The sequence below is a fragment of the Enterococcus sp. LJL99 genome, assembly GCF_054871725.1.
Map to the genome: position 1 here is coordinate 244,531 of NZ_JBTXLT010000004.1, position 25,101 is coordinate 269,631.

Genomic DNA, 25,101 nt, shown 5'->3' on the forward strand with positions numbered 1-25,101 from the left:
TCATGGCAGCAAAAAAAGTTAGTCGTAAACGCCGTGTGAAAAAGAATATAGAATCTGGAATAGCTCATATTCATTCTACATTCAATAATACAATCGTGATGATCACAGATGTTCATGGAAATGCTTTAGCATGGTCATCAGCTGGTTCATTAGGTTTTAAAGGTAGTAAAAAATCAACACCTTTTGCCGCTCAAATGGCAGCAGAAGCTGCAACAAAAGCAGCACAAGAACATGGACTAAAAACTGTGGATGTAACAGTTAAAGGCCCTGGGTCTGGACGTGAAGCAGCGATTCGTTCATTACAAGCAACAGGTTTAGAAGTGACTGCAATTCGTGACGTGACTCCAGTTCCTCATAATGGATGCCGCCCTCCAAAACGCCGTCGTGTTTAATGAGTGCCACTCATTTGAGTAAGAACCAAAAAACGTCATTGAACAAGACACTTTTCGTTTTGAAAGGGGTATAGATAAGAATGATTGAATTTGAAAAACCAAGAATCGAAAAAATTGATGAGAATAGAGATTATGGCAAGTTCGTTGTCGAACCACTGGAAAGAGGCTACGGAACTACTTTAGGTAACTCTCTACGTCGTATTTTATTATCTTCGCTACCAGGAGCTGCTATCACCAACATTCAAATTGATGGTGTTTTGCATGAATTCTCAACTGTTAAAGGTGTGAGAGAAGATGTAACACAAATCATCTTGAATATTAAAGGCTTAGCATTAAAGCTTTATGCTGAAGAAGAAAAAACCCTTGAGATCGATATTACAGGACCTGCTACTGTTACTGCTGGTGATATTATTGTCGACAGTGATGTTGAGATCCTAAACAAGGATTTAATTATCTGTAGTGTCTCTGAAGGAGCTACATTCCATGCTCGCTTAACAGTGAAACCTGGCCGTGGCTATGTTCAAGCAGACGAAAACAAAAAGGAAGATATGCCAATCGGTGTTCTCCCTGTTGATTCTATCTATACGCCAGTTCGTCGTGTAAACTACCAAGTAGAAAACACACGTGTTGGACGTCGTGATGATTTCGACAAATTAACAATGGAAATATGGACTGATGGTTCAATCATCCCTCAAGAAGCCCTTAGCTTAGCCGCTAAGATTATGACGGAGCATTTAGACATCTTTGTTAACCTTACTGATGAAGCGAAAAACGCTGAAATCATGGTTGAAAAAGAAGAAACACAAAAAGAAAAAATGCTAGAAATGACCATTGAAGAACTAGACTTGTCTGTTCGTTCATATAACTGTCTAAAACGTGCAGGAATTAATACTGTACAAGAACTTACAAATAAATCTGAACCAGAAATGATCAAAGTACGTAATTTAGGTCGTAAATCTCTTGAAGAGGTTAAACTAAAATTACATGATTTAGGTTTAGGCTTACGTAAAGACGATTAATACTTTTTACGAAGGAGGAATACCAACGTGGGTTATCGTAAATTAGGACGCACATCTAGCCAACGTAAGGCAATGTTGCGTGACTTAACTACTGATCTAATTATTAACGAACGTATTGTTACGACTGAAGCTCGTGCGAAAGAAATTCGTTCAACTACAGAAAAAATGATTACTTTAGGTAAACGTGGAGATCTTCATGCTCGTCGTCAAGCAGCTACTTTTGTTCGTAATGAAGTTGCTAGTGTACGTGAAGAAGGCGAAGCAATTGTTGTTGAATCTGCTTTACAAAAATTATTCAATGACCTTGCACCTCGTTATGCAGAACGCCAAGGTGGTTATACTCGTATCTTGAAGACTGAACCAAGACGCGGAGATGCTGCACCAATGGTAGTTATTGAATTCGTTTAATAATCAAACTATACCGTCACTTTATAGATGATTCTTTTAGAGTGTTATGATGTTGGAGGTGACTCCTAGTCTAGCTCAACGCTTTCCCTACTGAGTTTTCAGTAGGGGGGCACTCATCATATAAAGGATTTTTTTGCTTTGAGGAAAGAGTCTTTTTTTCTTAAAGTTTATTTTTTTATCCAAAAATAGTTTGTTTGAAATACATAGTAGAATTAGACAATTAATTTGAATTATTAACAATGAAACAAAAATAGAGCTTGAGACAGAATGAAATAAAGAAAATCATAGATTGTTTCGTATCTATTTATATTTTAGCAAAAGCTCTTGTCTTGACAGTTAATAATTCACATTAAGTGTTTAAATTTGTTATAATGAATGGTAATAAAAATTAGAGCCTAACAATAAAATTATTTATTTATAATATAGGTAAATAACTGAGGGAGTGCAACATGCAATCGATAATAGAACTTGAAAATATCTATTTTAATTATCAAGCTGAAGATGCTTCTCCTGCTTTAAAAGATGTTTCTTTTAAAATTAAACAAGGAGAATGGGTCGCAGTCATTGGCCATAATGGTTCAGGGAAATCTACCTTAGCTAAAACAATCAACGGTTTACTTTTACCAGCTTCTGGAAAAATCAAAGTAGGCGGAAATGAATTAAATGAAGAGAATGTTTGGTCTATTCGTCGAATGGTCGGAATGGTTTTTCAAAATCCAGACAATCAATTTGTTGGATCGACGGTTGAAGATGATGTTGCTTTTGGTTTAGAAAATCAAGGAATTCCTCGAGACGAAATGCTTAAACGGGTCAAAGATGCTTTAGAACGTGTTCGAATGGATGAATTTGCTACAAAAGAACCTGCACGTCTATCGGGTGGTCAAAAACAACGAGTTGCGATTGCAGGAGTCGTTGCTTTACGTCCAGACATCATTATTTTGGATGAAGCAACAAGTATGCTTGATCCAGAGGGACGTGAAGAAGTGATTTCTACCATTAAAAAGATCAAAGAAGAAAGCAATTTGACTGTGATTTCTATTACACATGATATAGATGAAGCGGCGAATGCCAATCGTATTTTGATCATGAAACAAGGTGAATTAGTCAATGAAGGAACTCCTGAAAAAATTTTTTCTGTAGGAGAAGAATTAGTTCAAATGGGATTAGATTTGCCATTTCCTGAAAAACTAAAAATTGCTTTAAAAGAACGTGGAATAAATGTACCAAAAGATTATTTGACTGAAGAAGGGATGGTAAATTGGTTATGGACATCCGTTTTAAACAAGTAGACTTTACGTATCAGCCAAATACCCCCTTTGAACAACGAGCATTATTTGATCTTGATTTAACCATCAAATCTGGTTCATATACTGCAATTGTGGGTCATACTGGTAGTGGAAAATCAACATTATTGCAACATTTGAATGCATTGATTAAACCGACAAAAGGAACGGTAAATATCGGTGATCGAATAATTACGCCTGAAACAGATAATAAAAATCTAAAACCGATTCGAAAAAAAGTAGGGATTGTTTTTCAATTCCCAGAAGCGCAATTATTTGAAGAAACGGTCGCAAAAGATATTGCTTTTGGTCCTAAAAATTTTGGCGTTTCAGAGGAAAATGCTTCAAAATTAGCAGCTGAGATGTTAGAACTGGTGGGATTAGATCAAAGTTATTTAGACCGTTCTCCATTTGAATTGTCAGGTGGTCAAATGCGTCGTGTGGCGATTGCAGGTGTTTTGGCAATGGAGCCGGAAGTATTAGTTTTGGACGAACCTACTGCAGGATTAGATCCTCAAGGTAGAAAAGAGATGATGGACATGTTTTTACGTCTACATCAAGAGAAAGACATGACGATTGTTTTGGTAACGCATTTGATGGATGATGTTGCTAATTTTGCTGATCATGTAATTGTTTTAGAGAAAGGCCGGATCGTTAAGGCAGGGGCGCCAGAAGAAGTCTTTAAAGATATCGACTGGTTAAAGAAAAGACAATTAGGCGTTCCGACAGCAGCGGCATTTGCGGAAAAACTAACTAAACAAGGTATTACTTTTCAAAATTTACCGTTAACTGCCGATCAACTAGCGGATGAATTATTACATGCTTTGAAGAAAGCAGGTGATCCGCAATGATGAATAAATTGATATTAGGTCGTTACATTCCTGGGGATTCTTTTATTCATAAAATGGATCCACGGGCAAAATTGATTGCCAGCTTTTATTTTATTGGTATCATTTTTTTAGCAAATAATTGGCAAACTTATGTAGCGATGGGATTATTTACACTTCTTGCAATCTTGTTGTCTAAAATCGACCTGCGCTTCTTTATACGTGGAGTAAAGCCATTGATTTGGTTAATCCTGTTTACTGTTGCCCTACAAGTCTTATTTACTCGAGGCGGTACAGTGTATTTTGAATGGGGAATATTCTCGATTTCAGAGTTTGGTGTGATTAATGGGTTATTGATGTTCAGTCGTTTTATTCTAATCATTTTTATGTCTACATTGCTGACGTTGACGACCCCACCACTAGATTTATCTGATGCAATCGAGTATTTATTACGTCCTTTAAAGGTCATTCGCTTTCCTGTTCATGAAGTTTCTTTAATGCTATCGATTGCGCTACGCTTTGTTCCTACTTTAATGGACGAAACAGAGAAAATTATGAATGCGCAACGTGCTCGCGGAGTAGATTTTGGTGAAGGGAATTTGATTCAAAAAATGAAAGCAGTAGTTCCTTTGCTGATTCCATTGTTTGTTAGTAGTTTTAATCGAGCAGAAGATTTAGCTATTGCGATGGAGGCACGTGGTTATCAAGGCGGCGATGGTCGAACGAAATATCGCGTCTTACACTGGCATCAAAGAGATACGGTGGTTATGCTGGCTTTCGTTGGTTTGACGATTGTTTTGTTATTCTTAAGAAGTTAATAAAAAAGGTGGAAAAAAATGCCGAGATATAAAGCGATTATAGCTTATGACGGAACTCAATTTAATGGCTTCCAAACACAGCCAAATTGCCGTACTGTTCAAGGAGAACTTGAGCGTGTTTTGAGAAAATTAAACAACGGTAAAACTATTTTTGTGACAGGATCTGGTCGTACAGATGCCGGAGTACATGCTATCGGGCAAGTGATTCATTTTGATTATCCAGAAACAAGAGACTTAGAAAAAATGAGATATGCGCTAGATTCACTAACACCCAAAGATATTGCTATTAAAAGTGTAGAAATTGTGGCAGAGGATTTTCATGCGCGTTATCATGTAGTAGAAAAAACCTATCGTTTTCATGTTGATTTGGGAAAACCAAGAAGTCCATTTCGCCGATTTTATGCTAGTCATTTTCCTTATCCGGTAGATACAGATAAAATTCGTCACGGTTTGACTGAGTTAGTTGGAACGCATGATTTTACTTCCTTTTGTGCTTCAGGAACAGAAGTTGAAGATAAAGTAAGAACGATTTACGAAGCGAAATTGGATGTCAATGAAGAAGCCGATGAGCTGACATTCACATTTCGAGGGGATGGATTTCTTTATAAAATGATTCGAAATTTAGTAGGTACATTACTTGAAATTGGCAATGACCGAATGGCTGAAGGATGTATTCCTGAGATTTTAGCCGCAAAAGACCGAACCAAAGCTGGTCAAACGGCAAATCCAGAGGGACTTTATTTACTTGAAGTTAAATATTGAGTGGGACTTCTCTAGTAGTTACTAAAGCCAATAAAATAGTTAAATAAAAGACTTCTTAAAAGCGGATAGTTAACTATCCTTCGCTTTAAGAAGTCTTTTTAGCCTATTTTTTTACAGTATTTTTCGTTTTAAATAAGTCTAGCAATGCTTTATATAAGTCTAATAATTCTTCTTCACTATCAGAAAGATCCCAATAATAAATAGGAAGATCAGGATAAGTTCTCAGTGGTAGTAAAGTAGAGCTGATTACTAAATCATAAGTATCATTAAGATTTTCGTCATAAGGACTGGCTTCAATAAATCCTAAAGTATTCAGAAAATGATAAATACGTTGAACCAATAAATAATTATGGCCAAAAGCGATGCCAACATTTAATGTTTCAGATACTTGAAGTTCGTCAAAATAAGGTAATAAGATATGGTGATATAATTGAACAATATATTTTTTGACTTTATAAAGGTACGCATACTCTTTTTCTTGGCATTTTATATCAAAAAAATCTTGAATTTTTTGCTCGAGAAATTCTTCTGCTTTCTTTCTTTTACCATGTTTTTCGACAAGTCTTTGTACATTAGGAAATGGTTGTCTAAACACATAAAATAAGAAGGAAACATTCAATAAGTTAACTAATAATAAGGGGTGTTCAGGGACCTTAGAATTACGTAAGAAAATTTCTTTTTTAGAATAAGCCAAAAACTCGCTGACCAAAGCATAGACAGGATTACTTTTTTGAGTGAAATCTTCAATGGTTTGGATCAGAGAAGGATCGTCTATTTTTTTGTAGTAAGGTGTGTAATGAGACATCAAAAAAATAAAGCTAAATTCGGCTTTGAGTTGTTCGGCAGGCAAGGTTTTTAGAACACCTATTTCTTTATTTAATTTTTGATAATCATAGTAGGGATTGTCCTTCATAATAATGTCATAGCGTTTATCATATTTCACGAATTCTTTTTTACGAATACGGCTAAGAAAAATAGCAGAAAAATAAATCATTTCTTGGAATCCTAGATAAGTTTTGGCTAAAAAGAAGTAATCACTAGTATTACTCGCAAATTTTTCAGCATCTTCACGAGAGGTTTTAAATGGCCACGCCGTTCCTCGGGTACCTAACCAGATACAATTGTATAAAGCAACTCTGACCAAGCGTTCATCACCAATCAGGTTAGATTCTGTGTATGTGAAACGCAATTTAAACTGCTTTAAGTGCTGCTGTAAAGGAAGCATTTTTCGTGAGACTGTTGATCGACTAACAAAATTTTTCTGGCAAAAATCTTCTATCGTTGGTGACTCATCGTTTAAAAGATAAAGAAGATATTGGAATGGAACCGATTTTTTTAATAAAAAATAACGGTACTCATCTACTGTAATAGTAAGTAAGGATCGGTCAATTTTTCCAGCTTTTTTTAGAATAGATGGATGATGCCTATCTATTTTTTTTAGCTCATTATTGATTTCAGATAAAAACATAAATGTTTGCTGATAATTTAAAGAAAAAACATCTGATAAACGAGAAATTGAGTATTCATTTTCTTTGATTTTGGTAATTGATTTAAAAATTTTGAATTTCATCAATGTTCCAGAATCCATCATCAATTGTTCGTATAACATAAAAATCACTCCTTATTTCTTATTGTACTGAGTTTTGTGAAACTTGTCATCTTTGAAGCAACTTATTAAGTAAATTAGGAAAAAAAGGCGATTCAAAGAGGGAAATATGAGGCTATTAGTTAAATGGAGAAATTTTGACTAGCCATAATTTTTCATCAAAGTACGAAAGTATATACAAGTAAAGGAATAAAACTTCCGTAATTACGTTCTATTTATTCATTGCACAAAACGTATTTTACAATGTTTAGCTCAAATGCTCAATTTTAAACTATGATTTTAAAAAAATTTGTGAAAAATGTTAAAAAACTGTTTAAGATTTGGCGATTTTAAAGAATCACCGGTAATCTTAAACAGTTTTTCTGACTAAGTTGAGTATGTGAAATTTATACGTTATTTACTGGTTGTTCTTTTTTTAAAGTAATCCAGATTAAGCTAATAACAAAAGCTAAAGTAGCTGGGACGACCCAACCCATTCCAATAGAAAAGAAGGGTAAATATTTTTCGGCAAAAGTTAAAATCGCTGTTACTAGGCTATGATCTTTAATGAATGCTGGAGAGTTATTAAGAGCATCTAGTAAGGCTGCGAACAAAGTGACATAAGTGGTAAAGCGATAGACCTCGCCACGATGTTTAAAGAGTGGGCTCATAATCACTAATAGCACTAAAGTCATTGCTAGGGGATAGATGAACATTAATACGGGAATTGAAAATTGAATAATGTTTGTCAATCCGATGTTAGCAAAGAGACAAGGTAAAATACTTGCTCCAGCAATATAAAAAGGATACGATCTTTTTGGAAATAGTTCGGTAAATGTTTCGCCACAAGCACTGATTAATCCAATCGCAGTTTTTAAACAAGCTAGTATCACAATCAATGCAAGCAATAGACTACCTAATTCTCCTAAATAATAATTCGCAATCTGTGCAAGGGCAATACCACCATTTTCACTGATTGCAAAACCTCCTAAACTTAATGTTCCCATATAAGAAAGTAGCGTATAAATGATTCCCATAAGAATGACACTAATAGCACCAGATTTAATCGTATCTTTCGCTATTTCATTTGGTTTTTCAACGCCCATACCCCGAATCGTTGAAACAATGATAATTCCGAAAGCTAAAGAAGCTAAAACATCGAGTGTATTATATCCTTCAGTAAAGCCTTTAAAAAACGGATTTGCTTCATAAGCTACTTGAACTGGTGTGGAAGCAACATCTCCAAGTGGTTTTATGAAAGCTAATAATAGCAAGATACCAAGTAAAAATAAAAATAGTGGGTTCAAGAATTTTCCGACATAATCTAATATTTTCGAAGGTTTACGTGAAAAAGCCCAAGCAATCAAAAAGAATAAGGCAGAAAAAATAGCCAGCATCAGTTTTTGATTTTCTAAATGAATAAATGGCGCAATCCCAATTTCAAATGAAGTCGTCGCTAGTCGAGGCAAAGCAAAAAAAGGACCAATCGTTAAATAAAGTAAAACTGTAAAAACAACGGCATAACGATGATTGACTCGTTTGGCCAAATCAAAAACGCCGTTACTTTTGGAAATTCCAATAGCGATTACGCCTAAAAAAGGTAAACCAATTCCAGTTACTAAGAAACCAAGGTTGGCCAGAAAGATAGCTGAACCAGCTTCTTGTCCCATATGAACTGGAAAAATAAGGTTTCCTGCTCCAAAAAATAAACCAAATAGCATAGAACCTATATACAAATAGTCTTTCCAAGATAATTTTTTTGTCAAAATAAACACTCCTATAGTTTAATACTCGCTTAATAAAAATAACAGAATCCAAACAAGACAGCAAGAAAAATTAAAAGATTCATAGAATGACAAGCTTCTCATAGCTAAAAGTGACAATGACAAAAACGAAAATCAACGGTTCATTTGAGTGTGTTTAAAAAAAAAGCGAACTTCATATTTTTCTGGAATTTTGAAATTTATCATAAAAGAAACAATCATTGGTATGCAACTTTAATTGTTTGATTTACATTTGACGGAATAGCTTAAAAAAGCAAATGAAAATAAATTTACTCAGAAACGAAATAGGCAAATTGATAATCATCATAGTAACAACCATTAAAAAAGAATTCATCTTTGAACAAAGCTTCTTGAACAAAGGCATTTTTTTTGTAAAAGCGAATAGCATGAGGATTGGTTCCCATAACGCGCAATGAAAGTTTATGGATTCCATGGCTAGGGGCAACTTGTTTTATGTAATCAAGCAATAGCTTACCGACGCCATTTGATTGACTATCAGGATGTACACCGATTCCAAGCATCCATTGTTTTTGATGAGCTACAAGCGCCGTTGGATGATGAACGTCAATAAAGCCGCAAATTTTTTGACCATCGGTAGCGACAAATAATAAATGGTTGTGACTTCGTTGTTTATATTCATCTACTGAAGCATAGTAATAAGGCGCTGGAGAATTTTCAGGTGTCCAAATAATGTTTTCAATTTCAAGTAGTTCTGGATAATCTTGTTCTTCTAAAGGACGTACAAATAACTTATTTAACATAGCGCAGACCTTCTTCCTTATTTAGTAATAAATGTTTGAATAGCTAGTTGAAACTTTTTAAAACGGAGGGGTATTTACCACTTTTTGAAACGGAAAGTTCTTAAAATAGATTTTTTCTCCGCTAATGTTTATGTTACCATAGACTTAAAATTAAGTACGAATCTATCACTCTAGTCCGTCGCAATAATGAACAGTAGAAAAGAATTTTTGTTGTCGACAACAGGTAGTTGGATGTACACTTAGTTGAGTAAACAAAGGAGGAAGTACAATGACAACTTTTTATTTGGTAAGGCACGGAAAAACGGAGCTTAACTTAGCCTCACGTTTCCAAGGAGGTATTATTGATTCTCCCTTGTTGCCAGTAGGAATCGAACAAGCGATTCAAGCAGGGAAACATTTAGCACCAATCCATTTTGATTTCGTTGCTGTCAGTACTCAAAAAAGAGCAGTTGATACAGCAAATTATATTATCAAAGAAAATGAGCATTTAAATGAATTGACTGTCCGCTACTATGATGGATTAAGAGAATTAAAGTTTGGTGAACGAGAAGGAACGGAAATTGATGTTACGGATGAGCAAACAAATTTTTTAAGAACGCAACCGCATTTATATGACCCTACTTTATTTGGTGGTGAAACCCTCGATCAATTAGCAGAAAGAACGGATGCAATCATTGAACAATTATGTGAAGAATACCCAGATGGAACAGTCTTATTAGTTGCTCATGGAGTTGTTTTGATTACTTTGATTAATCGGTTGAGTGGAAAAGATAAGGCTCAATGGCGTGAAGGGGGACCGCTGGAAAATACTAGTATTTCGATTGTGGAACAAAATGCATTAGAAGACCGATTTGTGATAAAAAGTTTTAACGATATTTCATATCGCACACATCAGTAGAAATAATAAGATAATTTTAGAGGAGGAAAACCATTTGAAAAAAATGGCTGTTTATTGTGGAGCTAGTAAAGGGAATAATCCAATCTATGAGGAAAGTGCGAAAGCATTAGGCTTATGGTTGGTGGAAAATAACTATACCTTAGTTTATGGTGGCGGCAAAAGCGGCTTGATGGGAACGATTGCTGATACCGTGATTGAAAATGACGGGGAGGTAATTGGTGTTATGCCGACATTTTTAATGGAACGAGAACTGGCTCATCAGCAACTGAGTGAGATGCATATTGTGGCAGATATGCATGAACGTAAACGAAAAATGATTGATTTAGCAGACAGCTATTTAGCATTACCTGGTGGGCCAGGAACGTTAGAAGAAATTGCTGAAGTTATTTCATGGGGAAGAATCGGTGAACATAAAAATCCCTGTATCTTTTTTAATATAAATGGGTACTATAATCGAGTAGCTGACTTTTTTGACCAAATGGTTTCAGAAGGTTTTCTTTCCAAACAAGATCGTAGTAAAGTTCTTTTTTCTGAGTCTTTAACTGAAATTAAACAGTTTATTGATACATATACACCACCAGCTATTCGACAATATAAATAAAATTTTTAGAAATTATAAGAAGGGACAACGAACGTGAAAGTAACTATTCAAATAGTTGAGCCACAAGAGGAAGAAAAAATTGATTTATATGTTCACCAAATGGACGAGCAATTAATAAAAATGATAACAGCTGTCCAAAAAAAAGAAGAAACATTACTCGGATCAATTGGCGAAAAAATTTTTCGAGTAGAACAGACAGATGTTTTGTATTTTGAAACTGTCGATAAGAAAACATTTATGTATTTAAAGGAATCAGTTTATGAAATGAAAGAACGTTTATATCAGTTAGAAGAACGTTTTGAGCATAGTGACTTTCTAAGAGTATCAAAATCCGTGATTGTAAATATACGCAAAATACAAGTGATTTATCCAACATTAAGTGGACGATTTGAAGTGGTTTTAGAAAATGGTGAGAAACTCTCTATTTCACGAAACTATGTAGCTGACTTAAAGAGAAAACTTAAAATGGAGGGGGCATAAAAAGTGGTAAAAAAATACGTTAGAAATGTGATTCAAATTTTTTCGATGGTTTTTACCTTTGTCGTCTTAGTTAATTTTCTATTTGGCAAAGGATTGACTAGCTCCTTTGTGACAAGTGTCTGCTTTGTTGCACTCGTTTCTGCGGTACTATCGATTCTATTTTATGATATTTCTCCTTTTACTAAAATAAATCCTTTTTTGGTCCAAATCATCTATGTGCTATGTATCATTATAACTGTTGATGTTGTTCTTATCAGAGCGAATGGTCATCAGTTAGGCGTGAGTGCTTTAATTGGAAATCTATTATTGATTTTAAGTATCTATGGAGTTGTTCGTTGGGTAGCTTTTGCAGAAGATAAAAAAGAAGCAGATAAAATCAATCAAGCACTAAAAAAAATGCGGGAAGGTGAATAACCTTTCCCTATTTTTTTGCAAAATAAAACCGATAAGAAAAAATATCGCTTTGTTTTCAACCTCTTAGTCTGAAATAATCCCTCTTAGTATTCTTATATAACCTCTTGGCAAAATCGTCTTGTTTCCTATTTGTAAATTATTTATTCTAATAGAGGTAAGAGGCAAAGGAGGAATTGAATGATGGATAAAATTATTCAAGTAACGAATTTAGAGAAGAAATATAAGAAAAAGAACGTTTTGAAAAAAATTAGCTTTGCGGTAAAGTCAGGAGAACTTTTTTCTATTCTAGGACCTAATGGCGCGGGAAAATCAACGACTATTTCTATTTTATGTGGCTTTGTTCATCCAACTAGCGGTCAGGTAGAGTTGGGTGATAAAACTTGGAATGATGCAGGAGAAACGTTAAAAAAAGAAATAGGTATTGTCTTTCAATCTAGTGTCTTAGATAAAGTTTTGTCTGGGAAAGAGAATTTAGAAATTCGGGCCTGTTTTTATGAAAAAAACAAAGAGCAAGCAAAAAAACGAGCAAAGCAATGTGCGCAGTCAGTAGATGCACTAGCATTTTGGGAACAGCCATATGGAACACTATCTGGCGGCCAACAACGAAGAATTGATATTGCTCGTGCTTTATTGGGGAATCCTAAAATTTTGTTTTTGGATGAACCAACTACAGGATTGGATGTAATTTCTCGTTATCGCATGTGGGAAATGATTCAAACTTTGCAAAAAGAGCGTCAGTTGACAGTTATATTAACGACTCATTATATGGAAGAGGCGACTTCATCCGATAGAATTTTACTGTTGAATGAAGGCGGAATTTTAGCAATTGATACACCAAACGCATTAAAGGAACAGTATGGCGTTCAAACTATTGAGAACGTATTTATTAAAGCAACGATTGGAGATGAATTAAAATGAGTACATTTGCCCATAGAAACTGTCTATTATACATTAGAAACAAACGAGCAATTATTAGTTCTTTCATCGCTGCGATGGTTGTTATTCTTTTATACGTTTGTTTTTTAGGAGACAATATCAAATCTGATTTTACATCTATTCACGGAATTGATTTCTTAATGAATAGTTGGATTGTTGCAGGTTTCATTTCCTTAGTGTCAATCAGTACAACAATGGGTGCTATTAGTTTGATGATTCGTGATAAAGAAAGCGGTGTGTATAAAGACATTGCTACATCCCCTTTAAAAGAGTGGCAAATTGTGGGTGGATATGTTTTAAGTTCGTATATATGGGGTGTAATCATGACCCTCTTTAGTGTAGTAATATCTGAGCTTTGTCTGGTTTTTTTAGCGAACGGTCAATGGTTAACCCTGATGGAGGTAGTCCAATTGATTGGAGCGATTCTATTGATGGTTTTAGCATCGACGACCATGCTCTTTTTTGTTGTCAGTATTTTTGATAAAATGGAGACTTTTTCTACTGTGCAAACAATCATTGCTACGCTAACTGGTTTCTTAACAGGCTGTTATGTTCCTTTAGGTTCATTGCCAGAAACTGCAGCAACAGTCGTAAAAAGTTTTCCATTGACTTATGGTGTAGTTTTGATTCGTAAAATTATGACTCAACAAGCTATTGAAAATACGGTTGATGCAAGTAATCGAGGTGAAGTAGAGACGTTTAAATCTTTGATGGGAGTTACCTTAAGTGGTCAAAAAAATGATTGGCTTAACCAAACTTCTTGTCAAATTGGTATCTTGCTCCTATCTTCACTAATCTTTTTTTTAGCAGCGATTTTAGTTGTTTCCAAAAGAAATAAACAGTAATAAATCTAAAGTAAGTAGGAGTCAAGTTTCATTTAGTAATTGTTACTGTTTAGAGCACTTTTTATGCTAATTGAAAAAGTAGTGAAACGTAAGCATATATTTGCAAAAATCTTCTGTTTTTTTGCAAATATATGCTTGTTTATTTACTCGCTCTAAAAAAATTTGATAAGATTGAGCAATTGGAGCTTAAAAAAGAGAAAGGTGTTTTTTATTACCTTTTAACTATAAAAAAATGGAACTAAACGAAAATTATATAAAATAGTCGATTTTTCTTATATAAAAAAAATAAAACAATTAAAAAAAATGTATTTTTTGTGATAACTTTTCTTATATTTTTTGAACTTAATAAAGAATTGATTTAATTACAATAAAACGTAAAAAGTAAGTTGACGTAAGCGTCATAAAATAGGATAATAGTAAATGATATGTTATACTTTTATAAAATTACTAAAAAGCAAAATATCAATCTCATTGTTTGATTAAATATGAAGTGTCTAAGTGAAAAATATCAGTATTGTTATAATAGTCAGATGAAGAAGTGGTTATTTAATTTTAGCAGGTTCTTTTATTTATGAATTCCTGCTCGTAAATTTTTAGTTTATCCAATTATGTTTGACCAGCTACATAGCAATAAAATAGGAAACGAACTGAGTAGATAGTTTTATCTATCTATGTAGGTTGATTCATAAAAAGAATGTTGAGAGAGCAGTGTAAAAATTATTTAGCTACTCGATGCATTTAGAAGAGTATTAATAGCTATTATTTGTATAATAACGGATGTATTTGTAGGTCATCCAAGTTAAGGAAGGTAGTGTGTATCTATGTTAAATTTTTTCAATAAGAGTAAAAAAGGTAAGAAGAAAAAAAAATACGAAGATTATGATGATGAAGAATATGATGAAGAGTACGACGATGACGAATATGACGATGATGATTATGATGATTATGATGACGACGAGTATGACGATGATGATGACGACGAGTATGACGATGACGATGATGAATACGACGACGATGATTATGATGATGACGATGATGAATACGACGATGATTATGATGATGACGATGATGAATACGACGATGATTATGATGATGACGACGACGATGATGAGTTTGAAGAAGAGCCGCCTGTTTTTAGACCTAAAAAGAAAAAAACTAAAGCTAAAAAACCGACTCCTCGAAAATCAAAAGATTCGTTTGTTGATGATGACGAATTAAAAGAACTACAAGATGAAAATGAACAAATGAGAGCTGAAATTCGTGATTTTAAAGCAGAATTACGTAAAAATAAGCGTCAAATGAATAAGCTACAAGCAGAAGTAGAAGATTTACAGCAAGTAAATCAAGAATTAGAGAACGATTTAGCAACGATTCAAGCTGTACCGAAAGACTACGATTCTCGTATGTCTGAATTACAACAAGTAAAGAGCCAGTATAATAATTTATTAAGAGAAAATAATCGCCAATTAGACGAACTAGATTTAAATCGTAAAAAGGCAGAGCGCTTCTCCAATAAAATTAAACAATACGAACAAGAATTATTAACTAAACAAGAGGAAATCGATAAACTATCTGAAGAACGTATTGTAATCATGGGGTCAGATACTAGTGAAGTTGATGATGCTACTTATGAAGAATTGGCACATTTAAGACAAGAATTAGAAGCTGCCAAACGTCGCTTAGCTCAACAAGAAGTTGAGTCAGGTACAAAATTATCAAATGAAGACATCGGTGAAGTCCTTCTTGAAGCGAAACGTCAAGCAAAAGAAATTGTTAACCAAGCGAACCATCGTGCACAATTGGTTAGTGAGGAGACAAAACGTAAGGCAGGCTTCTTGAAACGTTTAGAAAAAGCTGAACAAGAATATAATAACTACTATAAACGTATCAAAGATGTAAAAGAAGAATCTGAACAAGCGTTTAATCAAATTATTGATTTAGTTAAAGAAGATACGTATGAAGATAAGTATTAAAAATAAAGGCGATGGAGGATCACATGAAAAAAAGAAATCTAAATAGTAGACAACTACGTTTAATGAGTGTGGGTTTGTTAGCTTCAAGTGCTGTCCTTTCAGTTGCTGATAGTGCACCTATTGTTGCAAAGGAAAAAGAAACTCAAGAAACTCAAGATACTCAAGGACAAGATGAACAAGAATCAGTGACCATTTTGTCATCGACAGCGGAAGAAACAGAGATATCCCAAGAAACAATGACATCTGAGACAATAGGTACATCAACTTCTTCTGAAGAAAGTACAAGTACGACTGAAAGCAGTACAGAAGAAACTACAGATTCAAGTACCACTGACTCTACAAGCTCGACAGAGTCAAGCACTATTGATAGTGATAGTACAACAGAATCAAGTACGACGAGTACGAGTGAAACTTCTACTAGTAGCAGTAGTTCTAGTACGACGAGTAGTAGTTCGACAAGTACATCAACTTCAACAAGTAAGCCACAACCGGCAAAACCAAAACCAAAACCAAAACCAAAACCAACCAAACCAAGTCAATCAAACAAACCGACTTGGGTTGGTTCTGTACAAGGACCTGTTCAGCCAGCTACACCTAATTATCCAGTAAATGGCAATATAGCTCAAACTATAGGAAACAGTTCAAATGAAACTATTTCTGTTAGTCCTAATTTGACAACCAAAGCATTCATTAATGTTATCGGTGAAGATGCTCGAGAAATTGCAGGAACTAATAATTTATATGCGTCTGTAATGATTGCCCAAGCCATTTTAGAGAGTGCGTCAGGGAATAGTACTTTAGCAGCTGCACCAAATTATAATTTGTTTGGAATCAAGGGAAGTTATAAAGGAGCAAGTGCTAACTTTTTAACGAGTGAGGATAATGGTTCAGGAAGTATGTATACGATTCGTTCTGATTTTAGAAAGTATCCTTCCTACAAAGAATCGCTTGAAGATTATGTGAAGCTGCTTCGTGGTGGAACAGACTTCAATAGTGATTTTTATAGTGGTACATGGAAATCAAACACAAAATCACATAAAGATGCAACCAGCTTTTTAACAGGTAAATATGCGACGGATACAAGCTATGCTGGTAAATTAAATGGCTTGATTGAAGCCTACGATTTGACTCAATATGATGAATTGAAAGACAAATCTAGTGACAAGAAAGCAGAAGACAAAACTGTTTCAAGTTTGGATAAAAAAGTAACGAAAAAAGATAAAAAACAAGCAGAAAATATTGAGTTTGTTACTCATGTTGTGAAGAAAGGCGAATCATTAAAATCGATTAGTGAATTGTATAATATTTCTACATTAGCAATTCTTGAAAAAAATCAATTAGATCGCCGTATGTTATTTATCGGCCAAACACTTAAAATACCAAAACAAGAAATTACAACAGATGAAATCAGCAAGGAAGAAGTTGTTGATCGATCATTTGAGATGGCACAAAAACTTTCAATGGCCTTCTCTGGAAGAAACAATAAAAAAGTTGCTTCAAATAGAACCAAAGATTCGAGAACGCTAGAGTCTAGTACAACAGCAAGCTCTGTTTCAATGGATTCAAGTAGTTTAAGCTCAAGTACAGATATGAGTTCGGACATGATGACAGATTCAAGTACGATGGATTCAAGTGAATCAAGTACAAGTACGATGGATTCAAGTGAATCAAGTACAAGTACGATGGATTCAAGTGCATTAAGTACAAGTACGATGGATTCAAGTGAATCAAGTACAAGTACGATGGATTCAAGTGAATCAAGTACAAGTACGATGGATTCAAGTGAATCAAGTACAAGTACAACAAATTCAACTGAATCTAGTACAACCAGTTCAACTTCTAGAGCGACTTCAAAATCAAATAGTTCAAGAAAGAACAAAAGTTCAAGAAAAAATACCAATGATTCTGAAAAAGAAACAGCAGATTCTTCTTTAGACTATAAAGTAAGTGCAACTCGAACTAAGACAAAAAATACGTATGAAGTTAAAGAGGGAGATACTTTAGCTAGTATTTCTAAAAAAACTGGCGTATCGATTTTGTCGTTAAAAGAATGGAATGAGTTAGATCAGTACTTCTTAACGGAAGGACAACTCTTAGTCCTAAGCCCATTGTACAAATTAGATGCATAAAGTAAAAATCAGAAAGGTGGACGGTATTTTTGAGTGAATATTTTGATGTTTTCTTTCATCAGCAGGCAATGAATTTAAATTCAGGGACCGTCCCTTTTAATAAAGAATCTACAGAGGAGTTTATAGATGAGTGTGATTTTGTCTATGAGCGCCTAATAGGTGATACTCTTGCACAATGGGAAAAAGAAGAACTCTTATCCCAATTTAAATTACCTAGTTCAAAAAAATACATAGAAATCCAGTTTTTTCAAGTTCAATTAGATATTGATGTTTTGTTAGAAGAATTAACTAAAATTTTCCCGCAATTTATATGGATTAAAGTTGTCGAAGAAGTGGAAGATTCTTTTAATACTTATTATTGTGAATTTGTTCCTCTTGCTTTTGATGCGGGCATAAGATCAATTGAGATTAATCTTTTTGAAAGTTTAAAACAAATGAATGTTCCACACAATCAAACAATTAGCGAATTAGTCGAAGAATGTTTGGATTCTGTATTGAAAGATGAAGAAGAACCGACAGAAAATGTTTTATCATATCCGGTAAAGGTTTTGATTGAAGAGCCAGAGCGGGATATTGAGCCTGAAAAGCAGAAAAAAACTGTAACTAAATCTAAATCTAAATCTAAATCTAAACCTAAACCTAAACCTAAAACCAAATCTAAGAATAAAACTAAAAAGAAATCAGCCTCTATTGAGCCGAAAACTATAAGCAAAAATACAAAAAAGAAAAACAATGGTACCAGTAAAAAAATTGAGAAAAAAGCTGACCATGAGGTTCTTTTTGATGCAGATTTAGTTGTTCGTTCTGAGAAAAGTGAAATTCTTTTTTTGAAAGAAAGCTTAAAACAAGAACAGAATTCGAAGCAGCGTATGAAAATAGTGAAAGACAAGTTAGAAGAAGATTTGTTAGCTGCAGAGAATAGCATGTTAAAAAGTAGTATTACTCAATACAAGAAAATCAATAGACAAGAGCTTAAAGAAGCAGAGTGGTATAAGCCAATCAGAATAGATTTTGTCAAATATGATGAAATATGTAAAAAAGCGAAATTTTTAGAACAGATTTGGAATTTAAATAAGGAATTAGTTGAAGTTTTTAATTCAGTTCAAGATACATCTAATACATCTTATGATCAAGAACGTGTAGCTAAAATTAAGCGAAAAGTCTCAAAAACAAAAATGTTAACTTGGATTGAACAATCCAAACGCATTTTTTCACGTGCGAAGATAAGACCAGGTATTCTTTTTATCAAGCCAAGTGTAAAACTCTATAAAGTCGATTATGAGCAACTTGAAAGAATGAGTGCTTTATTTGATATCATTCAAGCAGAAAATAGTTTCTTAGAGCGAGTATTAGACGATAGCGAACATAGTCAACTGGATTGATTCTAAAGATATAAAAAAGTGGTTCTTTGTCAAATAGGACTGATAAACAAGATTAATTGAAAATCAGAATGGAGGAGCGACTCTTTCATTCTGATTTTTTTGTTATGTTATTTCAATCAAGCCGTTAATCAGAAAAGTTTCTATAATCTTAACGATAAAGCGATAAATCACAAAGATTTGAAAAAAATATTTAAAGTAGCTATTCAAAAGCGAATCAATACTTTAAATATTTTTGTTCATTTTACTGATTTATCGCCTATTTTTTCTAAAAGTTTAAACTTTATTTTACTATTCAATCGATAGTAAAGTAAAAATAGAAGGTACAAACAACTTAATAGTAAAACTGCAGTCATATTATTTATAAAAATACCAGGCAAACAAATCGATGCAAAGATATTAAATAGTGAATGAAATAAGATTACAATATAAATAGTTTTAGTAATTAAATATAAAACAGCAAAAACAACACCTAGTAATAAAGCATTAATAATTTGAAGAATAACCAGAACAATTGTCGTATTTGGATTTAATACACTTGCTATGTGAAGTATACCAAAAGTAATACTAGAAAATAAAATAAAAAAGGTAGACGATTTTTTTTTCAAAAAATAATAGTAAATGCTTCTAAAAAGGACTTCTTCGGTGTAGCCAACCAACAGCATTTGTACGACCAATAGAAAAATAGTTGAATAATTTAATGAAAAATCTATTCCTAAAAAAAAAGGTTGAATAAAAATAATAAGAATTATGAAACAATATATTCTTTTATCAACTTTTTTTCTGATAAAGCCAAAGTTAATTAAAGTAGTATCTTTTTTTCTCATATACATAGTAAGAAAGCTTGCGGACAATAAGAACGCTAGTGTTTGTAATAGAATCATTCCATTGATATTTAAGTTCAAAATAACTCCCAACGCACTAGCGAAGCTAATGACACACGTTAGCATTAAGCTTAATCCAATCAGTTTCAAGTAAGTAAGTTTATTCATCATTTATTCCCCCATATATCATTTTATTCAATATAGCATGTACAATAATCAAGAAATTATATATAATTCCTGTATACAGGAAAAAGAGGTAGAGAGAATGTATGGTGATATATTTAAGGTTATTAGAAAGAAAAAAGGTTTTACACAAAAAGAAATTTATGCAGGAATTGTTTCGAAAACTTTCTATAGTGATTTCGAAGCTGGAAAATATTCAATTGAGGTTTCAAAATTTGAGTGTCTTTTAGAAAATTTAGGAATTTCATACGAGGAATTCAGTTATTATAGAGAATTATATCAGCCTAATGAAATTAAACAATTAGAAATAAAGATTGATAAACTGTATAATCAAGGAAAATTTGAAGAACTATATCATATCTATGAAACGAATTATACAGATAAACATAAAGAAATAAGGTATTTAGCTGTAAATGCCTATTTGTTAGTTTTAATTACAAATACAAATTTCTATAAACTTTCACGCGAACCACTTAGAGAGATTATTACAGACTTGAAAAATGCCAAGATGTGGACACTGAGAGAAATAAAACGTGCAAAACTAGTCTTACTATCGTTATCTGAAAAAAATCAAGAAGACGCCAATCAAATTTTTCTACGTATACAAAAAGAGCTAAAAAAATATCAAGAATTTGATTTAAAGCGATACTACACGGAGTTAGCAGATCTCTTTTTTAATCGCATTCAATCTTTGCTCGTGACACATAATCTTTCCCAAGCTCAAAAAGTTCTGATTGATTATTCGACAGTTATTAGCAAATCGGATGATTTACTTCTAGTGATTCAACTGAAATTTATTACCTGTCTAGTTAATTTATATTCAGATTATTCTAAGTATGAAAAAGAAATAGAACAATTACTAACTCAATTGAAGCCTTTTAAAGTATCTGAAGTAAACTTTTATATGATTATTTTTCAAATTCATAAGGAACGAGCTAGAAGTCATTATTCTAGATATATCAAATAGTAAGTAGAGTTTTTAATAAATATGTATGTGTAAAAAGCGATTAACTTTGTAAGATTCACGATTCCTGATACAACGTTCTAGTGCATTTAGCAGTAAATCAGTTTAATTACTACATTCTATCTGTTGTGTTTTAGTATATAGTTTTAAAAATAATTCATAAATAAGAAAAATTTTTTGTTGAAGGTAAAAGGTTCGCTCCTGTGTATGCAGTAGTGTGAACCTTTTTATTTTAGCGTGCTAATTGTTAGCTGGTGAAATCCAGTCTGAGTGAGTGACAAGGCACAATCAAGACGCAAGTTACATGCATTATATGACAAAATATATCCTCTAATAATTATACTTCACCCCAAAATAAGTTATGAATAGTCAGACTAAATTAGATCAAAAAATTGTAGAAATATGGAATAACTATTTAGTCATGCCCTTATCACAACGTAAAATAGGTTGGTATCTAAGAAAGTTATTGATTATTCAGTAAAATACTAGAAGAAGAAATACTAAATGTAAAAAACGGTACCTGGGGCAAATCTATTATTCTCTATATTGAAGAAAATAGAAAATAATTGAAAGCTGTAAAGCGTTCTCAAAAGAGTTGTAGGAAAGTTGATTGAGGGAATTGGAACTGTTATATGAGAAACAAAATTTAGAAATATACTATTTTTCATGCTTAAAGAGGAGAAGTTATGAATTAATAAGCAAATAAATTACATTTAAAATCAGAACGTTATTTATTTTTTTATGAATGAATAGGTAATCTTTTTGGTTTTTATTTATTTTTTTTGTTTCTTAGATGTAGGTAATCCAAGAAATATTTTTCTGCTTATTTTTACAATACCGTCTTATATTAACTATATTAGTATAAGTTTTTATTAATGTCTATATTATTTTTATACCATTATTTTCAATTTTTTATATCAAAGTATAATAAAATGAGAAAAAAGTAATAGATATACAATGAAATAAATTGATTTTAGAAAAAATGAGGCTAAAAATAATTTATTTAAAACGTTGATGTCTATTTTTTTGTTCGTTTAAAATTGATAGCCGTCAATGAAACCGTCAATAAATTCAGTTGATTTATTTCTTAGAAATAAAGTATTTATAAGAAATAAATACAAGTGGGAGGAAGGATACTACGAAAAAGAATGCCCCATCTATGATTTATGTTGAATTTAAAGTAATTAATAAAACTTTGTAAAACTGAACATTTTAGATATATTGCTTAATTAGCTCGTCATTTTTTATGAGATTCTTTTTAGTATAAATTTGTTATTAATTCCAATTAATACGCTGTCATTTTAAGATTCAAATATAATTTACCTTGATTAAAATAATACAATTGTATTATTTTTTTTACTATCCTAATTAATTTCGATCATCTTCTGAATATTAGAATATCACCTTGATTAGATAGTTCATCTAACTTTCTTTGCATAAAAATAACAAACAAAAAAATGATTATATTTATTAAAGTGATGTGAAAAAGCAATTAAGTTTCACTTTTTGATAATGAAACAAATCTATAATCCGTCAAGAAAGCCGTCACTTGAAAAAAAAAGCCTATATAAAAGGTGTTTAATTAATATTTCTTGGATTACCTACATGCAAGAAAATTTTCAAGGGAGGATATAGAATGCAATCGCTTGGAATTTTGATAGATAATGAACAGTCTGAAATAGAATTAATGCAGCTTTTCAAAGAATTGAAGTTTCAGCTACTTACGATTAAAGAAAAAACGAGCTTCAATCAATTAAATGGGGCAGTAATTTATTTGACTAAAGAGAATTGTTTAGCAAAAATAATTGATTGGCTTCTTTTTTCAAAGTTAAACCCTGAAATGTTTGTTTGGATTGTTTATAAAGAACCATTAAAACATGAACAAGATATTTTACTTGAATTAGGTGCAAATGATGTGCTAACGACAAGTAATGAATTAGCTAAGTTGCCTTTTATAGTCAAAAATACATTTTCAAGAACTAGAAGGACAGATGATGATATAGAAACGAGTGTAAGAAAAAATTCGTTTTTGAATGAAGAAAATCAAACTGTTTGGATTAATACACAGGAAAAATCACTGACAAAAACAGAGTTTCGCTTGCTTAAAATCTTATATGAACGGCTCAATACTACAGTTTCATACAATGACATATTTAAAGAAATTTGGAAGGATGATTGTAAGAATAAACTATTTCGTGTTTCAAATGTAGTGTTTCATTTGCGTAAAAAAGTGAATGATAGTGATCAATTTGAAATCAAGACGACTCGATCAAAAGGATACATGTTAAAAGAAAAAAATGAATAAATGTTTTTATGATTTGAAAGGAAGGGATGAAAATGTTCAACACATGCATTTTCTGTATAGCAAGTTATGATTCTGGATAAATGACCGTATCTTTTAGTTGTGTATTCTCAAAGTAAGATTGTTGATTCAGTTTCATAACAATAAATAATCTATTAGGAGGAATTTTTAATGAAGAAAATCAATGTGCTACAGAGAGGGTTGCTAGCATTGACAGCAACTATTGCTTTAGGTGCAGTTGCAGTGGTTGTACCGACACCATTTGTTGGCTCATCAATCGTTGCTGAAGCAGCATCAGATACAGCAGAAGTAGCTACGATTGCGGAGTTTCAAGCAGCATTAAAAAATGCATCAATTTCAGTAATCAATGTAAACCAAAGTATTCAATTTAAAGGGAACATCACAGATATTCCAAACAGAGATGTAACAATCAATGGAAACAAAGATTTGGGTGTGGTAATTAATTCAGGGCACAATTCGATTTATGGGAAACAAAATTACAAAGGTAAAAATACCTTTACAGTAAAAAATGCTAACATTATTGGTGATGATGGGGACGGTCGATTCTTCACAGGTGGTGCTGGAAACGGACCTTCAAGTTATGGCTGGGATGTTTATGCTGAAGATATAACTTACAAAGGAGCACGCTTCGTTCATTTAAGCGAAGGGAAATTGACTTTTGGCGGAACAAACGATCTTAATACACGTGCTGAAAATGCTTGGGTACATGATTTAGAATTTTTACCTGGGACTGTTTATAACGGAGTCGCAGCAAATAAAGATCATGGACAATTCTCTGCTTTTTATTTCAATGGAGCTTTAATTAAAGGCAAAGCTACTGGGGAAGCGATCATTGGTGATGATGCTGTAGTTAATATAAAAATTGGACCACAAAGTACAGTGAACTATTACTATCCTGTGTTCTACGATAAAGTACAAAAAGTAGACGTAGGACAAGGTGCTGAATTTAATGTAGATGCAGCTGGTGTGGCATTTCAATTTATCCCACGTGCAGATTATGTGAACAAAATTCCTACCTTTAATTTAGCATCTGGTAGTAAAGTTCATTTAAATGGTCGTGGTGGTGGAAACTATGCAACTATGAAACTACAATATTATGGTTCAACTGTAAATGTAGATTCTGGTGCTGAACTAGTTATTTCAGGTGATAGTAAAAAGGCCGTTGTAGAGAGTGAATACAAGGGAGCTATTTTCAATTTAGATGCTCCTAGAAATTTTGAAGTTGAGAATAGAAAGCCGAATGCAAAATTATTTTATTCTACGAAAACTACACTGAACGCTAAAAATGTTAGACGAATTAAAACATGGACTCAAACGGGTGCTGTATACGATGAAGCAAATGCAACTCTTTTAACAGGTGGTTCTGATTATTCTGTTAGCTTCGGAAAATTATGTAATAGTCAAACATTGGGTATTAGTGGTACGTTAGACCCAAGTTTTAAATTAGAAAATTATGGAAAAATTTCATTAGCACGTGGCGGTTACTAATCTTGAATTGATATTGGAAGGAGGA

The 25,101-nt window shown here is 32.8% G+C and carries 23 protein-coding genes; 19 read left to right on the forward strand and 4 right to left on the reverse strand.

From position 1 onward, the window contains the following. The first annotated feature begins 2 nt into the window (after positions 1–2). The 7 genes from rpsK (at position 3) to truA (ending at position 5,509) form a co-directional block, all read left to right on the forward strand. A complete protein-coding gene (gene rpsK / locus ACYSNW_RS08390; RefSeq protein ID WP_461744028.1) occupies positions 3–392 on the forward strand; it encodes a 30S ribosomal protein S11 in 390 nt (129 codons plus the stop codon). An 80-nt stretch (positions 393–472) separates the two neighbouring features. Continuing rightward, complete coding sequence (locus ACYSNW_RS08395; RefSeq protein ID WP_461744029.1) at positions 473–1,411, forward strand: DNA-directed RNA polymerase subunit alpha; 939 nt, start codon at positions 473–475, stop codon at positions 1,409–1,411. A 27-nt stretch (positions 1,412–1,438) separates the two neighbouring features. Further along, positions 1,439–1,819 (forward strand): 50S ribosomal protein L17, encoded by a 381-nt coding sequence (gene rplQ / locus ACYSNW_RS08400; protein ID WP_461744030.1) that lies wholly within the window; start codon positions 1,439–1,441, stop codon positions 1,817–1,819. Positions 1,820–2,268: 449 nt separating this feature from the next. Then, entirely contained in the window at positions 2,269–3,108 is an 840-nt protein-coding gene (locus ACYSNW_RS08405; RefSeq protein ID WP_461744031.1) for an energy-coupling factor ABC transporter ATP-binding protein, read from the forward strand. Beyond that, the gene (locus ACYSNW_RS08410) at positions 3,084–3,953 is read left to right on the forward strand and encodes an energy-coupling factor ABC transporter ATP-binding protein (RefSeq protein ID WP_461744112.1); all 870 of its coding nucleotides are present in this window, start codon (positions 3,084–3,086) and stop codon (positions 3,951–3,953) included. The genes ACYSNW_RS08405 and ACYSNW_RS08410 overlap by 25 nt, the downstream gene beginning before the upstream one ends. After that, positions 3,950–4,747 (forward strand): energy-coupling factor transporter transmembrane component T family protein, encoded by a 798-nt coding sequence (locus ACYSNW_RS08415; protein WP_461744032.1) that lies wholly within the window; start codon positions 3,950–3,952, stop codon positions 4,745–4,747. The genes ACYSNW_RS08410 and ACYSNW_RS08415 overlap by 4 nt, the downstream gene beginning before the upstream one ends. 18 nt (positions 4,748–4,765) lie before the next feature. After that, positions 4,766–5,509, forward strand: a complete 744-nt coding sequence (gene truA, locus ACYSNW_RS08420) for a tRNA pseudouridine(38-40) synthase TruA (protein ID WP_461744033.1) — start codon at positions 4,766–4,768, stop codon at positions 5,507–5,509. Positions 5,510–5,612: 103 nt separating this feature from the next. Here the strand turns inward: truA and ACYSNW_RS08425 are convergent, their stop codons facing one another. The 3 genes from ACYSNW_RS08425 to ACYSNW_RS08435 form a co-directional block, all read right to left on the reverse strand. Beyond that, entirely contained in the window at positions 5,613–7,118 is a 1,506-nt protein-coding gene (locus ACYSNW_RS08425) for a helix-turn-helix domain-containing protein (RefSeq protein WP_461744034.1), read from the reverse strand. Between the two features lie 383 nt (positions 7,119–7,501). Next, complete coding sequence (gene brnQ, locus ACYSNW_RS08430) at positions 7,502–8,860, reverse strand: branched-chain amino acid transport system II carrier protein (protein WP_461744035.1); 1,359 nt, start codon at positions 8,858–8,860, stop codon at positions 7,502–7,504. Between the two features lie 287 nt (positions 8,861–9,147). Beyond that, entirely contained in the window at positions 9,148–9,639 is a 492-nt protein-coding gene (locus ACYSNW_RS08435; RefSeq protein WP_461744036.1) for a GNAT family N-acetyltransferase, read from the reverse strand. Positions 9,640–9,907: 268 nt separating this feature from the next. On the opposite strand from ACYSNW_RS08435, the gene ACYSNW_RS08440 reads away from it, so the two are divergent. The 9 genes from ACYSNW_RS08440 (at position 9,908) to ACYSNW_RS08480 (ending at position 19,297) form a co-directional block, all read left to right on the forward strand. Then, positions 9,908–10,537 (forward strand): histidine phosphatase family protein, encoded by a 630-nt coding sequence (locus ACYSNW_RS08440; RefSeq protein ID WP_461744037.1) that lies wholly within the window; start codon positions 9,908–9,910, stop codon positions 10,535–10,537. A gap of 43 nt (positions 10,538–10,580) precedes the next feature. Then, positions 10,581–11,138 (forward strand): LOG family protein, encoded by a 558-nt coding sequence (locus ACYSNW_RS08445; RefSeq protein WP_461744113.1) that lies wholly within the window; start codon positions 10,581–10,583, stop codon positions 11,136–11,138. A 33-nt stretch (positions 11,139–11,171) separates the two neighbouring features. Then, positions 11,172–11,618: a LytTR family DNA-binding domain-containing protein gene (locus tag ACYSNW_RS08450; RefSeq protein ID WP_461744038.1), complete on the forward strand. Its 447-nt coding sequence runs from the start codon at positions 11,172–11,174 to the stop codon at positions 11,616–11,618. Positions 11,619–11,621: 3 nt separating this feature from the next. Continuing rightward, entirely contained in the window at positions 11,622–12,032 is a 411-nt protein-coding gene (locus ACYSNW_RS08455; protein ID WP_461744039.1) for a hypothetical protein, read from the forward strand. 177 nt (positions 12,033–12,209) lie between these two features. Continuing rightward, the gene (locus ACYSNW_RS08460) at positions 12,210–12,950 is read left to right on the forward strand and encodes an ABC transporter ATP-binding protein (protein WP_461744040.1); all 741 of its coding nucleotides are present in this window, start codon (positions 12,210–12,212) and stop codon (positions 12,948–12,950) included. Next, positions 12,947–13,813: an ABC transporter permease gene (locus ACYSNW_RS08465; RefSeq protein ID WP_461744041.1), complete on the forward strand. Its 867-nt coding sequence runs from the start codon at positions 12,947–12,949 to the stop codon at positions 13,811–13,813. Before ACYSNW_RS08460 ends, ACYSNW_RS08465 begins: the two co-directional genes overlap by 4 nt. Positions 13,814–14,634: 821 nt before the next feature. After that, complete coding sequence (locus ACYSNW_RS08470) at positions 14,635–15,786, forward strand: hypothetical protein (protein WP_461744042.1); 1,152 nt, start codon at positions 14,635–14,637, stop codon at positions 15,784–15,786. A gap of 23 nt (positions 15,787–15,809) precedes the next feature. Beyond that, on the forward strand, positions 15,810–17,915 hold the full coding sequence (locus tag ACYSNW_RS08475; RefSeq protein ID WP_461744043.1) for a LysM peptidoglycan-binding domain-containing protein: 2,106 nt from the start codon (positions 15,810–15,812) through the stop codon (positions 17,913–17,915). A 29-nt stretch (positions 17,916–17,944) separates the two neighbouring features. After that, entirely contained in the window at positions 17,945–19,297 is a 1,353-nt protein-coding gene (locus ACYSNW_RS08480; RefSeq protein WP_461744044.1) for a hypothetical protein, read from the forward strand. Positions 19,298–19,533: 236 nt separating this feature from the next. On the opposite strand, the gene ACYSNW_RS08485 is transcribed toward ACYSNW_RS08480, so the two are convergent. Beyond that, entirely contained in the window at positions 19,534–20,286 is a 753-nt protein-coding gene (locus tag ACYSNW_RS08485; RefSeq protein WP_461744045.1) for a lysostaphin resistance A-like protein, read from the reverse strand. 97 nt (positions 20,287–20,383) lie between these two features. On the opposite strand from ACYSNW_RS08485, the gene ACYSNW_RS08490 reads away from it, so the two are divergent. The 3 genes from ACYSNW_RS08490 to ACYSNW_RS08500 all read left to right on the forward strand — a co-directional run bounded on the left by ACYSNW_RS08490 (position 20,384) and on the right by ACYSNW_RS08500 (position 25,076). Next, entirely contained in the window at positions 20,384–21,268 is an 885-nt protein-coding gene (locus tag ACYSNW_RS08490; protein WP_461744046.1) for a helix-turn-helix domain-containing protein, read from the forward strand. 1,633 nt (positions 21,269–22,901) lie between these two features. Beyond that, positions 22,902–23,570, forward strand: coding sequence for a winged helix-turn-helix domain-containing protein (locus ACYSNW_RS08495; protein WP_461744047.1), 669 nt, complete (start codon positions 22,902–22,904; stop codon positions 23,568–23,570). 168 nt (positions 23,571–23,738) lie between these two features. After that, a complete protein-coding gene (locus tag ACYSNW_RS08500; protein ID WP_461744048.1) occupies positions 23,739–25,076 on the forward strand; it encodes a pectate lyase-like adhesive domain-containing protein in 1,338 nt (445 codons plus the stop codon). Positions 25,077–25,101 lie beyond the last annotated feature (25 nt).